General features: G+C 74.2%; 12 protein-coding genes. 7 read left to right on the top strand and 5 right to left on the bottom strand.

The genetic code is table 11. The features are described from left to right. Positions 1 to 130: 130 nt before the first annotated feature. On the bottom strand, positions 131 to 331 hold the full coding sequence (locus D5H75_RS36685) for an I78 family peptidase inhibitor (protein ID WP_242454731.1): 201 nt from the start codon (positions 329 to 331) through the stop codon (positions 131 to 133). A gap of 79 nt (positions 332 to 410) precedes the next feature. Next, on the bottom strand, positions 411 to 1,244 hold the full coding sequence (locus tag D5H75_RS36690; RefSeq protein WP_119931215.1) for a TIGR03619 family F420-dependent LLM class oxidoreductase: 834 nt from the start codon (positions 1,242 to 1,244) through the stop codon (positions 411 to 413). Between the two features lie 139 nt (positions 1,245 to 1,383). Here D5H75_RS36690 and D5H75_RS36695 point away from each other — a divergent pair, with 139 nt between their 5' ends. The 3 genes from D5H75_RS36695 (at position 1,384) to D5H75_RS36705 (ending at position 4,396) form a co-directional block, all read left to right on the top strand. Next, positions 1,384 to 2,160 carry an SDR family oxidoreductase gene (locus D5H75_RS36695; protein ID WP_119931216.1) on the top strand — a complete coding sequence of 259 codons (777 nt, stop codon included), beginning with the start codon at positions 1,384 to 1,386 and terminating at the stop codon, positions 2,158 to 2,160. Beyond that, positions 2,157 to 3,356 (top strand): CaiB/BaiF CoA transferase family protein, encoded by a 1,200-nt coding sequence (locus D5H75_RS36700; RefSeq protein ID WP_119931217.1) that lies wholly within the window; start codon positions 2,157 to 2,159, stop codon positions 3,354 to 3,356. Before D5H75_RS36695 ends, D5H75_RS36700 begins: the two co-directional genes overlap by 4 nt. An 86-nt stretch (positions 3,357 to 3,442) precedes the next feature. Then, on the top strand, positions 3,443 to 4,396 hold the full coding sequence (locus D5H75_RS36705; protein WP_119931218.1) for an ABC transporter substrate-binding protein: 954 nt from the start codon (positions 3,443 to 3,445) through the stop codon (positions 4,394 to 4,396). Between the two features lie 81 nt (positions 4,397 to 4,477). Here the strand turns inward: D5H75_RS36705 and D5H75_RS36710 are convergent, their stop codons facing one another. Next, positions 4,478 to 5,581 (bottom strand): alcohol dehydrogenase catalytic domain-containing protein, encoded by a 1,104-nt coding sequence (locus tag D5H75_RS36710; protein ID WP_119931219.1) that lies wholly within the window; start codon positions 5,579 to 5,581, stop codon positions 4,478 to 4,480. 177 nt (positions 5,582 to 5,758) lie between these two features. On the opposite strand from D5H75_RS36710, the gene D5H75_RS36715 reads away from it, so the two are divergent. The 3 genes from D5H75_RS36715 (at position 5,759) to D5H75_RS36725 (ending at position 10,605) form a co-directional block, all read left to right on the top strand. Further along, complete coding sequence (locus D5H75_RS36715) at positions 5,759 to 7,024, top strand: ABC transporter substrate-binding protein (RefSeq protein ID WP_202638867.1); 1,266 nt, start codon at positions 5,759 to 5,761, stop codon at positions 7,022 to 7,024. Between the two features lie 162 nt (positions 7,025 to 7,186). Continuing rightward, positions 7,187 to 9,853, top strand: coding sequence for an ABC transporter permease subunit (locus tag D5H75_RS36720; RefSeq protein WP_119931221.1), 2,667 nt, complete (start codon positions 7,187 to 7,189; stop codon positions 9,851 to 9,853). Next, on the top strand, positions 9,853 to 10,605 hold the full coding sequence (locus D5H75_RS36725; RefSeq protein WP_119931222.1) for an ABC transporter ATP-binding protein: 753 nt from the start codon (positions 9,853 to 9,855) through the stop codon (positions 10,603 to 10,605). Before D5H75_RS36720 ends, D5H75_RS36725 begins: the two co-directional genes overlap by 1 nt. Positions 10,606 to 10,672: 67 nt before the next feature. On the opposite strand, the gene D5H75_RS36730 is transcribed toward D5H75_RS36725, so the two are convergent. Next, a complete protein-coding gene (locus D5H75_RS36730; RefSeq protein WP_119931223.1) occupies positions 10,673 to 11,578 on the bottom strand; it encodes a glycosyltransferase family 2 protein in 906 nt (301 codons plus the stop codon). 50 nt (positions 11,579 to 11,628) lie between these two features. Between D5H75_RS36730 and D5H75_RS36735 the strand changes: the two genes are divergently transcribed. Next, positions 11,629 to 12,318, top strand: coding sequence for a polysaccharide deacetylase family protein (locus D5H75_RS36735; RefSeq protein ID WP_202638868.1), 690 nt, complete (start codon positions 11,629 to 11,631; stop codon positions 12,316 to 12,318). A gap of 138 nt (positions 12,319 to 12,456) precedes the next feature. Here the strand turns inward: D5H75_RS36735 and D5H75_RS36740 are convergent, their stop codons facing one another. After that, entirely contained in the window at positions 12,457 to 13,338 is an 882-nt protein-coding gene (locus tag D5H75_RS36740; protein WP_119931307.1) for a TIGR03619 family F420-dependent LLM class oxidoreductase, read from the bottom strand. Positions 13,339 to 13,344: the final 6 nt, after the last annotated feature.

Below are 13,344 nucleotides of genomic sequence, written 5' to 3' on the forward strand. Positions count from 1 at the left end.
GCGACGCCCTCAAGCGCTCCTGACCAGCGGCCCCTGACCGCTCACAGGAGCAGCCCGGCCGGTAGAGCAGGCCAAGACCCCATCCCCACCACCCGGGGGTGGGGTCTTCGCATGCCCGCGCATGGCGGGGTCAGCCCTGCCAGCAGCGCCGCACGACGTCGTCCTCCAGGACGAAGTTGATGCGGGACGGGACGTACTCCATGGTCATCGGCTCGCCGGGGCTCAGCTTGCGGACCATGCCCCAGCCGCGCTCCCCCGCGCGGTTCTCGGCGGCGCGGACGTCGAGTCCGACGTAGGCGTCGAGGTCGTCTTCGGGTGCTTCGTCGCTCATGCCCGCCATCATGCCCCGCCCGCCGCCTCCGCGCGTCCTCCGATCGGAGCGCCCCGGCCCGCCGTACCCGGGGAAGGGGCTACGCGAGGCCGTACCGGGCGGCGAACTCCGGCAGGGCGGCCAGGGCGTCGCGGCTGCGGGTCCAGGGGCGGACGATGAGGCGGTCGACGCCGAGCTTCGCCCACTCGGCGACCTCCTCGGGGCCGGAGAGCGCGTACGCGTGGACGGTCACCTCGAACGGGCCCTCGCGGCCCGCGCGCAGTTCGGCGAGGGCGTCGAGCTGGGGACGGACGCTCTCCAGGGTGTGCGGCATGCTGATCCAGCCGTCGCACAGCGTGGCCGCCCGGCGCAGCGCGGCGCGCGACTCGCCCCCGGCCAGGACCGGCAGCCGCTCCTGCGCCGGCTTGGGCTCGAAGGCGACCTCGGGGAACCGGTAGAACCGCCCCTCGTGCGCGACCGCCGGTTCCGTCCACAGCCGCCGCGCCACGGTCAGCGCCTCGTCGAGCCGCGCCCCGCGCGTGGCGAAGTCCAGCCCGGCCGCGACCCACTCCCCTTCGTACCACCCGGCGCCGACCCCGCAGATCGCCCGCCCGCCGGACACCTGGTCGAGCGTCGCGAACGCCCGCGCCGACACGAACGGATGTCGCAGCGCGAACAGGTGGACCGCCGTCCCCAGCCGCACCCGCGACGTCAGCCCGGCCAGCAGGCACAGGTAGGCGGTCGCGTCGAACAGCGGCGTGGCCGGCCTGATCCCCGGCTTGTCCGATCCCGGATACGCCGCCAGCGACAGGTCCGTGGCGAACACCAGGTGCTCGGCCAGCCACACCGACTCGAACCCCAGCTCGTCCGCCGCCACCGCCACGTCCCGCCACGCGTCCGGATGCAACAGCCCCAGCGGCACCCCGAACCTCACGGCCCCACCACCCTCCACGCGACACCGAGCAATCGCTTGGTTTTCCGTACGGTAACACCGGCCCGGACCCCACGGGAGGGCCCGCTCACCCGCCCCGCGCGGCGATGACAAGCAAGCGATCGGTTGGTAGCGTCGGGGGATGTTGCTCGAGGGGAAGGTCGCGGTGGTCACGGGGGCGGGGCCGGGGCTGGGGCGGACCCTGGCGCGGCTCATGGCGGAGGACGGGGCGCGCGTCGTGGTGTCCGGGCGGCGGGCCGAGGTCGTGGAGACGATCGCCGGCGAGGTGCCGGGGACGCTCGCGGTGCCGGCCGACGTGACGGACGCCGAGGCGGTGCGGGGGCTGGCCGGGCGGGTGATGGCCGAGTTCGGCCGGATCGACGTGCTGGTGAACGCCGCCTTCCCGGGGACGCACCGCAAGAACGTGCTGGAGATGGACGACGACGACCTCGCGGGCTGGCGGCGGGCCGTGGACATCGGGGCCTACGGGACGCTGCTGGCCTGCCGGTTCGTCGCGCCGCACATGGTCGCCGCCGGGAGCGGGTCGATCGTGAACGTGACGTCGATGTCGTCGCGGAAGGGGTACGCCGGGCGCAGCGACTTCGCCGCCGGGAAGGCCGCGGCGCACCTGCTGTCGCACTGCCTGGCCGACGAGCTGGGGCCGTACGGCGTGCGCGTGAACTGCGTCGCGCCGGGGTGGATCCACAGCGACGTGCTGGAGGACTGGATGCGGACCCGGGCCAAGGAGGCCGGGACCACGTACGAGGAGGTCTACCGGGGGGACGTGGAGCGGATGGCGCTGCGCCGGATCGCGACCGAGGAGGACGTGGCGCGGGCGGTGATCTTCCTGGCGTCGGACCGGGCCGCGGCGACCACGGGGGCGACGATCGACGTGAACGCCGGGCAGCTCTTCACGTGAGCGGGCCGCTGGCGGGGGTGCGCGTCGTCGAGCTGGGGATCTGGGTGGCGGGGCCGGCCGCCGCCTGCGTGCTCGCCGACTGGGGCGCGGACGTGGTGAAGGTCGAGGCGCCGGGCGGGGACCCGCAGCGGGCGTTCTCGGCGACGCTCGGGGACACGGCCGTGAACCCGACCTTCGAGGCGAGCAACCGGGGCAAGCGCGGGGTGGTGCTGGACCTGCGCTCCCCCGAAGGGGCCGCGCGCATGCGGGACCTGCTCGCCCGGGCGGACGTGTTCGTCACGAACCTGCGCGTCCCGGCCCTGGAACGGCTCGGGCTCGCGTACGAGGCGCTGGCCGGGCCGTACCCCCGGCTGGTGTACGCGCTGCTCACGGCGCACGGGCTGGACGGGCCCGACCGGGACGCGCCGGGGTACGACGTCGGGTCGTACTGGTCGCGCGCGGGGATCGCGGCCCAGCTCGCCGCGCCGGGCGGGCCGCCGCCGATGCCGCGCGGAGGCATGGGCGACCGGCCGGCCGGGATGGCCCTGGCCGCGGCGGTGTGCGCGGCGCTGTACGCCAGGGAGCGCGGCGGGCGCGGCCAGCTCGTGACCACCTCCCTGCTGCGGCAGGGCGCGTTCACGCTCGCCTCCGACCTGACGAGCGTGCTGCGCACCGGCGCGGCCATGCCGGTGATGACCCGGGAGACGATGCCCAATCCCCTGGTCAACCCCTATCGGGCGGCGGACGGGTCCTGGTTCTGGCTGCTCGGCCTGGAGTCCGGGAGGCACTGGCCGGCGCTGCTCGCGGCCCTCGGCGACCCGCCCTGGGCGGCCGGCTTCCCCACGCCCGCCGTACGCGCGACGCGGCGGGCGGAGCTGACGGCGCTGCTCGACGCGGAGTTCGCGCGGCTGCCCCGGGCGGGGTGGGCCGAGCGGTTCGCGGCGGCGGGGGTGTGGTGGTCCCCGGTCCAGACGGTCGAGGAGGTGCTGGCGGACCCGCAGGTGCGAGCGAGCGGCGCGATCCTTGGCGACGTGGTGGCCGGGCCGTGCGACTTCTCGGCCGACGTGTGCGCCCCGGGCCGTACGGCGCCGCGCCTGGGCCAGCACACGGACGAGGTGCTGGCCGAGCTGGGGCACGGGGAAACACGAGGCACGGGAGCGGGCGGCTCGGGAGCGGGCGGCTCGGGGTCCGGGGCGCGGGAGCGGGGGCCGGGCTAGGCGCTCCGGGATCGGGTGCGGCGTGAGGTTCGCCGATCAAGCACTACATTAGGCATGCCTTACCTAAGCACCACGAAAGGGAACAGATGGCCGCCCTCCGCCTCCGGCTCGGAGCCGTACTCGCCACGTTGATCGCCGCAGGCTCCCTCGCCGCCTGCGGCGGAGGCGGCGGCGGCGCCGAGGCCACCGGCCCGACCCGCGTCGTCAAGCACGCGATGGGCGAGACGAAGGTCCCCGAGACCCCCAAGCGCGTCGTCGTCCTCGACACCGACAAGCTCGACACGATGGCCTCCCTCGGCCTGACCCCCGTCGGCGCCGCCCGCGGCGACCAGCAGACCGGCTGGCCGGCGTACCTCGGCGAGCGGTTCCAGAAGGTCGAGCCCGTCGGCACGCTGAAGGAGCCGTCGCTGGAGGCCATCAAGAAGCTGCGCCCCGACCTGATCCTGGGCTCGAAGTTCCGCCAGGAGGCGCTGTATCCCAAGCTGGCGGCGATCGCCCCGACCGTGTTCACCGAGAAGGTCGGCCTCACCTGGAAGGAGAACTTCCTCCTCGACGCCGACGCCCTGAACAAGAAGGCCGAGGCCGAGAAGGTCCTCGCCGGCTACCACCAGCGCGCCAAGGACCTCGGGGCCAAGCTGGGCGACCCGGCCAAGGTCAAGGTCAGCATCCTGCGCTTCATGCCGGGCACGATCCGGATGTACGGCCCGCAGTCCTTCTCCGGCATCGTCGTCGCCGACACCGGGATCGGCCGCCCCGAGCACCAGCTCCTGGCCGACGCCAAGGACAAGCGCTTCGCCGAGCTGAGCGCCGAGCGCCTGAAGGAGGCCGACGGCGACGTCCTGTTCGTCAGCGCGTACGGCGCCCAGGCCGCCAAGGACCAGCAGGCCGCGGCCGCGGGCCCGCTCTGGAAGACCCTGGAGGCGGTCAAGTCCGGCAACGCCCACGTGGTGGACGACGACATCTGGATGACCGGCATCGGCCCCACGGCCGCCGGCCTCATCCTCGACGACCTCCAGAAGCACGTCCACCCCGCCAAGTAGCCCGCCCCGAGCGCGCCGCGCCCACGCGCGGCGCGCCCTCGCGGTTCAGCGCGCCCTCGCGGTTCAGCGCGCCCTCGCGGTTCAGTCGAAGACGATGACGCTGCGAGCCACGGCGCCCCGCCGTACGTGGTCCACGGCCTCGTTGACGCGGTCCAGGGGAAGGCGCTCGGTGATCAGGGCGTCCAGGTCCAGGCGGCCGCGGAGGTACTGGTCGGCGAGCATGGGCAGGTCGCGGACGGGGCTGGCGTCGCCGCCCTGGGTGCCGGCGAGGCGGCGGGAGCCGAACAGCAGGCCCGGGGGGATCGACAGGGGCTCGCCGGACGGCGGGCTGCCGACCATGACCGTGGTGCCGCCGGGCCTGGTGGCGGCGAAGGCGTCGCCCAGGACCGAGGCGACCCCGGTGACGTCGAAGGCGTAGTCCGCGCCGCCGCGGACGATCTCGCCGACCTGCTTGGGCAGGTCCTCGGACAGGATCGCGTGGGTGGCGCCGAAGCGGAGGGCCAGGTCCAGCTTGGACCGGACGATGTCGGCCGCGATGATCGTGGTGGCGCCGGCGAGGGTGGCGCCCTGGATCACGTTGAGCCCCACGCCGCCGCAGCCGACGACCAGGACGCTGGAGCCCGGCTCGACCCTCGCCACGTTGAGGACGGCCCCGACACCCGTCACGACGCCGCAGGCCAGCAGGGACATCGCGGCCAGCGGGGCGGACGGGTCGATCTTGACGCACATGGGCTCGTTGACCACGGCGTACTCCGCGAACGAGCCGATCCCGATCATCGGCCGCGCGGCCCTGCCGTCCACCTTGAGCCGGGTCGTCCCGTCGCCCATCAGGCCCGCGATCGCCGCCATGCGCGTACGGCCCGAGCACAGGTGGAAGCGGCCGGAACCGCAGTTGCGGCAGCGCCCGCAGGGGCCGTTCATGGAGATGATGACGTGGTCGCCCGGTTTGACCGAGGAGACCCCGGGGCCGGTGCTCTCGACGACGCCGGCGCTCTCGTGGCCGAGCACGAACGGCAGTTCCCGCACCACCGGGCTCTTGCCGTCCAGGGCCTTGATGTCCGAGCCGCACACGCCCGAGGCGGCGATCTTCACGCGCACCTCGCCGGGGCCGGGGTCGGCGATCTCCACCTCGCGGATCTCCATGGGCGCCTTGAAGTCCGTCAGCACCGCCGCACGCATCAGCATGCCGTACAAACTAGCCCCGGCCAGTTAGGCGGGCAAGCACTTGCTTGGGTGACGTCCGGCCATTGACTTCCCGCGCGCGGCGAACCTACGCTGACCGAACCAAGCGAGCGCTAGGGCAAGTAAGAACGGGCGGAGGCGAGGGGGCGCCGAAGCGCGTGGGCGCGGATGGAGTGGGACATGGGCGGACCTGTCAGGCGTCGCCGGGTGATCGCGATGACGGCCGTGCTCGCGTTGGCGATCACGGGCTGCGCGGCCGAGAAGAAGGGTGGCGGGACCGCGAGCGGAAGCGGGTCCCAGGGCGTCACCGACACCACGATCCGGGTGGGCGGCGTGCTCACCAAGACCAGCGCGACCGGGTACTCCACGACCGACGCCGAGATCGGGGCCAGGGCGCGGTTCCAGCGGGCCAACGAGTCCGGCGGCGTGCACGGCCGGAAGATCGAGTTCATCGGCGCCGAGGACGACAACCAGGACGCGGCCAAGGGCGACGCGGCGGCCAAGAAGCTCGTGCAGAAGGACAAGGTGTTCGCCCTGGTCCCGGTGCACGCGCCCAACTTCGGCGGCGCGCAGTTCCTCCAGCAGCAGGGCGTCCCGTTCTTCGGCTGGGCCACCGGCCCGCAGTGGTGCGCCACCACCGTCGGCTTCGGCTACAACGGCTGCCTGGCCCCCAAGCCCGGCTCCGGCTCCCAGACCTGGTGGGGCCGGCTGGTCGCCGAGCACCTGGGCGGCTCGGCGGGCAAGACCGTGTTCGTCCAGACCACGGACTCCAGCGGCAGCAAGTACGGCGGGCGCACGATCTCCCAGTCGTTCGAGGCGGCCGGGTTCAAGATCGTGGGGATCTCCTCGGCCCTGCCCTCGGCAGCTCCCCCGCCGGACTGGCTGCCGTACATCAACAAGATCATGAAGTCGGACGCCGGAGGGCCGCCCGACCTGGTGGTCTCGATCATCGCGGGCACCAAGTTCAACATGGGCCTGTACGCGGCGCTGAAGAAGGCCGGGTACAAGGGCGCGATCAGCGACGCGACCAGCTACGACGCGCGCATCCTGGCGGACCCCGCGACGAAGGCGGCGATGGAGGGCGTGATCGCCGCGCCCATGTTCGAGCCCTTCGAGTCCACGGTCCCGGAGATGGCCCGGCTCAAGGCCGACGTGGAGAAGGTCGCCGGCAAGGGCGTGACCCTGACCCAGCACCACGCGATCGGCTACTGGTCGGCGGACATCTTCCTGAAGATGCTGGAGCAGACCGGCAAGGACCTCACCCGGGAGAGGTTCCTGGCCACCGCGAACGGCTCGTTCACCTACGAGAACCCCGGCTTCGGCCGCGTGCGCTACCCCAAGGACCACACCGAGCCGAGCGGCTGCGGCGCGCTCGTCCAGCTCGACGGGGGCGTGTTCAAGGTGCTCAAGAACATGAAGTGCTTCGACAACGTCACGCTCAAGTAGCCCGGGCGACCCGCTGACGTGCCGCTCCCGCCCGTGCGGGCCGGTGGGGGCGGCACGCGGGGGCCGGGCCCGGCACGGCGGGACCGGCCCCCGCGAACCACCTCGGCCCGGACCGGCCCCCGCAACTCACCGATGGCGCGAACGTAAGGCGGATTGGGCGCTATGTCGGAGCTGATCGGCTACATCCTCAGCGGCCTCGTCACCGGGGCCATCTTCGCGGTCATGGCCTCGGGCCTGACCCTGTCGTACTCCGCGACCGGGGTGTTCAACTTCGCCCACGGCGCGATCGGGTTCCTCACCGCGCTCGTGTTCTTCGAGCTCACGACCGGCCTGGGCTGGCCCACCTGGCTCGCCGGGCTCGCCGCCGCCGGGCTGTTCGCCCCCGCGCTGGGATACGTCCTGCACAAGCTGATGTTCCGGGGCCTGGCGCAGGCCGGGGAGACGGCGCAGATCGTGGCCACCATCGGCCTGACCATCGCGCTGCCCGCCCTGGGCCTGTGGATCGTCGAGCTCGCCCACGAGCCGCTGGGCCTGCCCAAGGCGGACGAGACCGCGGTCGTGCGGGGCCTGGGGCCGTACCCGCAGACCAGGTGGGAGCCGGTCGGCGGGCTGCCACTCGACTCCGACCAGCTCGTCACGTTCGTGTTCGCGGTGCTCGTGGCCGCCGGCCTCTGGGTGTTCCTGCGGCGCACGCCGTACGGCCTGCGCATGCGCGCGGCGGTGGACCGGCGGCGGCTGGCCACGCTGCGCGGGATCGACGCGGACGCCACCTCGGCGCTCGCGTGGTCGCTCAGCTCGGCGCTGGCGGGGCTGGCCGGGGTGCTGGCGCTGCCGGTGCTCGGGCTCAGCCCGAACTCCTTCACCGTGCTGCTGTTCGTGTCGGCGACGGCGGCGGTGTTCGGGCGGCTGGCGTCGATCCCGATGAGCTTCGCGGCCGGGCTCGGGCTCGGGGTCGTGCAGAACCTCGTGGCCGGGTACGCCGACTTCGCCGAGGACGTCACCGGGCTGCGCACGGCGGTCCCGGTGCTGCTGCTGTTCGGCGGGCTCGTGCTGCTGAACCGGTCGCGCGAGCGGGTGGCCGGGTCGGCCGCCGAGGACGCGCCGCCCCCGGACTACCTGGCCGGCCTGCCGCGCTGGCGGCGGGTGACGCCGTGGGCGGTGGCGACGGCCCTGGCCATCGGCTGGACGATGACGCGTCCCCCGGACGACTACCTCGTGGGCGTCCTGGTCCAGGGGCTCGTGCTCGCCCTCGTCTTCTGCTCGTTCATCGTGGTCACCGGCATCGGCGGCATGGTGAACCTGGCGCAGGCCTCGTTCGCCGCGATGGCCGCGATCACCACGGGGTGGGCGTTCTCCTCGGGGCTGCCGCTGCCGGTGGCGATCCTGCTCGGCGTGCTCGGGGCCACGGCGGTCGGGGTGATCGTGGCGCTGCCCGCGCTGCGCCTCGGCGGGCGCGTGCTGACGCTGGCCACGCTCGCGCTCGCGCTGCTGGCCGACCAGGTGCTGTTCCAGGTGGACGCCTTCAGCAACGGCACGATCGGGTGGGAGCTGCCCGCGGTGTCGCTGGGCTTCGCCGACACCAACGACCCGCGCGTGCGCGTGCTGCTGCTGTTCGCGCTGATCGGGCTGGTCGGGCTGCTGATCCGCAACCTGGAGCGGTCGGCGTCGGGCCGGGCGATCCTCGCGGTGCGCAGCGCCCCCGCCGCGGCGCAGACCTCGGGCGTGTCCTCCGTCCGGACCAAGATCATGCTGTTCGCGCTGGCGTCGGCGATCGCCGGGCTCGGCGGGGTCATGTTCGCGATCTTCAAGGGGCAGATCACCGCGACCGACCTGCCGGCGTTCAGCGGGTTCGTCTGGCTCGCGGTCGTCGTGCTCCAGGGCGTGCGGCGGCTCGGCGGGGCCGTCCTGGGCGGCGTGATCGCGGCCGTCACGCCCGAGCTGCTGGCCGGGTGGGAGCTGTCCTCCCACATCGGGGCCATCCTGTTCGGGCTCGGCGGCATGATCCTGGCCAAGCACCCGGACGGGGTGCTCGCGCAGATGGCCGAGCAGCGGTACCGGCTGCGGCGGCGGCGCGCCCGGCGCGAGCGGGCCGAGGCCATCGCCGAGGAGAAGCCCCAGGCCGCGGCCCCGCCCGACCCGGAGGCGGTGTTCCGGCTGGACGGCGTGGTCGCGGGCTACGGCGACGTGACCGTGCTGCGCGGCGTGGACCTGTCCGTCCGGCCGGGCGAGGTCGTCGCGCTCCTCGGGGCGAACGGCGCGGGCAAGTCCACGGCCTGCGCGGTCGCCGCCGGGGACCTGCCGGTGTCGGCCGGGCGGGTGTGGTACGGCGGCGCGGACGTGACCGGCTGGCCCGCGCACCGGCGGGCGCGGGAGGGGCTGTTCCTCGCGCCGGAGGGCCGGGGCGTGTTCCCGGCGCTGACGGTGGAGGAGAACCTGACGACCTGGCTGCCGGAGGCCGCCGACCGCGAACGCGCCTTCGAACGGCTGCCGCAGCTCGCGGCCCGGAGGGACGTGCTCGCCGGGGCCCTGTCGGGCGGGGAGCAGCAGTTGCTCACCCTGGCCCCGGCGCTGATCCGGCCGCCCCGGGTGCTCGTGGCCGACGAGCCGTCGCTGGGGCTGGCGCCGCTGGTCGTGGCCCAGATCTTCGAGATCTTCGCCGAGCTGCGGGACCGCGGGGTCGCGCTGGTGCTGGTGGAGGAGAAGGCGACCTCCGCGCTGGAGATCGCCGACCGCGTGGCGTTCATGCGCCTGGGCCGGATCGTGTGGACCGGCCCGCGCGACGAGGTGGACGCGGAACGGCTGGCCGAGGCGTACCTGGGGGTGTCCTGATGAGCACGGCGGCTCTCGCGGTCGAGGGTGTGTCGGTGGCGTTCGGCGGCGTGAAGGCGCTGAGCGAGGTGTCCTTCGAGGTCCCGGCCGGGCAGCGCTGGGGCGTGATCGGCCCGAACGGCGCGGGCAAGACGACCCTGTTCGACGTGATCTCCGGCCTGCGCCGCCCCACCGCCGGGCGCGTCCTGGTCGGGGGCCGCGACGTCACCGGCGTCCCCGCCGTACGGCGGGCCCGCGGCGGGCTGCGCCGCACGTTCCAGCGCACGCAGGTCTTCGGCCGGCTCACGGTGCGGGACAACGTGCTCGCCGCCCTGGAGTGGGAGGGCGGCGGCGGGGGGCTCCCGGCCGACCTGGTCGCCTGGCCCTCCCGCCGCCGGCTGGAGTCCCGGCGGCGGGAGCGCGCCGAGGAGGTCCTGACCCGCTGCGGCCTGGCGGACCTGCGCGACAGCTACGCCGCGTCCCTCCCGGTGGGGCAGCGCCGCCTGGTGGAGCTCGCCCGCGCCATCGTCGCGAGCCCGTCGCTGCTCCTCCTCGACGAGCCCACCTCCGGCCTGGACGCCGACCAGACCGCCCGCCTCGGCGAGATCGTCCGCGGGCTCGGCACCACGGTCCTCCTGGTCGAGCACGACGTCGGCTTCGTCATGGACACCTGCGACCACCTGGTCGTCCTGGACCTCGGCAAGGTCATCGCCGCCGGTCCCCCGTCCGTCGTCCGCCACGACCCGGTGGTCCGCGCCGCCTACCTCGGCTGAGGCCGTACGGCCGGCGGCCCAGCCATACGGCCAGCGGCCCAGCCGTACGGCCGGCAGCGGCCCGGGCTCAGAAGCCGAGGCCGCGGGATTCGAGGCGGCGGATGAGCCAGGGGGCGGTCACGAGGCGGGCGGCCATCGCGAGGACGGCGTAGGGGCGCGGTTCGAGCGGGCGGGCGCGCAGGGACCGGAGGGCCCAGCGGAGGGCCTGCCGGTGACGGCCCTGGGCGGCGTGCGCGAAGGCGATCTGGCCGGCGAGCCGGGCGTGCCCGCGCGGGGCGGTCTCGAACTCGGGGTAGCGCGCGAGGAGCCAGGTGAGCGCGGCGGCGATGGTCGGCCAGTCCTGCGCGAAGTGGGACTGGCCGCGCATGCGCACGTAGACGTGGACCTCGGGGACGTACACGACGGGCGCGCGGCGGGCCGCCCGCAGCAGCAGCTCGTAGTCCTCGCCGTACGCCCCGGGGATCTCCTCGTCGAACATGCCCAGGTCGAGGAAGGCGGCCCGCCGTACCAGGAAGGACGGGCAGCCGGCCTCGGGGAGGCGGTCCCTGAGCAGGTCGGCGAAGGTGATCTGGCGGGCGGGCAGGACCCGGTCCACGGTGTGGCCGGGGAAGAGCTGGGCCTCCCCGCAGGCCGCGAAGAAGGCGCCCGGGCGCCCGGCCAGAGCGGCCACCTGGGCCCGCAGCTTGCCGGGGAGCCACACGTCGTCGTCGTCGCAGAAGGCCACGAGGTCGGTCTCGGGGGCGGCGAGGACCCCGGCGTTGCGGGCGCCCGCGGCGTTGGGGGCGCGGTCGTTGGGGACGAGGATCACCCGCTCCGCGGCGAGGGCCGGGTCGGGGGCGGCGCGGTCGTGGACGACGACCGTGGTGATCTCACCGCCGTAGTCCTGGGCGGCGACGGAGGCCAGGGTCTCGGCGAGGAGGGTGGGGCGGTCGCCGAGGGTGGGGACGATCACCGCCACTGAGGGATCGCTCATGCGGGCGCTTTCCGTAAGGATGGATGGAGGACGCCGCAGAGGGAGCCCGGATGAGCCGGAAGCCGCTGATCTGGATGTACCACTCGATCGACGAATACGATCACGATCCGCACAAGGTGACCGTAACCCCGGACCGCTTCGACCGCCAGCTCACGTGGCTGCGCCGCCGCGGCCTGCGCGGGGTCTCGATGCGCGAGCTGCTCGCGGCCCCGTCGCCGCGCGGGCTCGTGGGCCTGACCTTCGACGACGGTTACGCCGACTTCGCGGCGACGGCCGTCCCGATCCTGGCCCGGCACGGGTTCACCGCGACCGTGTTCGCCCTCCCCGGCCTGTTCGGCGGGCACAACCGGTGGGACGACCCCGCCCCGCGCAAGGACCTGATGACCGCGGAGCAGGTGCGCGAGGTCGCGGACGCCGGCATGGAGGTCGCCTCCCACGGCATGACCCACGTCGCCCTGCCCGCCGTGGACGACGCCGCGCTGAAGGAGGAGGTCACCCGCAGCCGCGAGCTCCTCGCCGAGGTCGTCGGGGGCCCGGTGGACGGCTTCGCGTACGCCTACGGGGCCCTCGGCGACCGCGAGGTGGCGGCGGTCCGCGAGGCGGGATACGCCTACGCCGTCGCCACCTGGCCCACCGCGCGCGACGACCCGCACGCCCTCCCCCGCACCTACATCGGCGACACCACCGGCCCGCTGATGCTCCGTGTCCGCGAGGCGCGGCACCGCCTGGTCTGGCGCTGACCCCGCGACGCTTCCCGGCGCACCAGCGCACCCCGGGGAGGACCGTGACCGAGCCCGGCCACCCGCGCCGCCCCTTCGCCGCCCGCGGGCCGGCGGTCACATCTGGGCGGTCACATCTGGGCGGTCCCATCTGGGCGGTCACATCTTGGCGATCACGTCTTCCGCGAAGCGCTCCAGGAGGGCCTCCTTCAGCACCAGGCCCTCGCCGTACGCGCGCTTGTCGTCGTCGGTGGCCAGCCACCAGGGGGCGCACAGGGTGCCGGTGACCCCCTTGTCCGCGAAGCGCTTGTACGTCTCGGCGTCGGGGAGGGCCGCGATGCCCGCGACGATCTCCAGCGAGTCCGGCGCCCTGCCGTACTCCGACAGGTAGCGGCGCAGGCGGGCGAGGACGTCGTCGAGCTGTTCCCCGGTGTAGACGCGGTTGCCGATCCAGCCGTCGCCCAGGCGGGCCGCGCGGCGGAGGGCCGCGTCGCTGTCGCCGCCGACGTACACCGGCACGGGCCCGGCCGGGACCGGGCGGATCGACAGCGGCGGGAAGTCGTAGTGCGTCCCGTGGTGCTCGACCGTCTCGCCCGTCCACAGCTCGCGCAGCACCGGGATCATCTCGTCCAGCCGCCGGCCGCGCGTGTGGAAGTCCTGGCCCGTCTGCAGGAACTCGTCCTTGCACCAGCCCACGCCCACGCCGAACGTCACCCGGTCACCGGAGAGCGCCGCCGCCGTGGACACCGCCTTGGCCACCGTGAACAGGTCCCTGGCGGGGGCGATGTAGACGTTCGGGGCGAACCGCAGGGTCGAGGTCACCGCCGCCATCGCGCCGATCGTCACCCACACGTCCGGCCAGTGCGTCTCGCCGTCCCAGCGCGGCGCCCCGGTCCGGGAGTACGGATACGGCGACTCGTAGTCGGCGTAGAAGACGTGGTCCGACAGCGTCAGCGTGTCGATCCCGCACCGTTCCGCGGCCCGCGCCAGCCCGAGGAACTCCCCGGTGTCCACGAACGACGCCCCCAGCCAGAAGCGCATGCCCAT

Source organism: Bailinhaonella thermotolerans (assembly GCF_003594875.1).
Classification (GTDB): Bacteria; Actinomycetota; Actinomycetes; order Streptosporangiales; family Streptosporangiaceae; genus Bailinhaonella; species Bailinhaonella thermotolerans.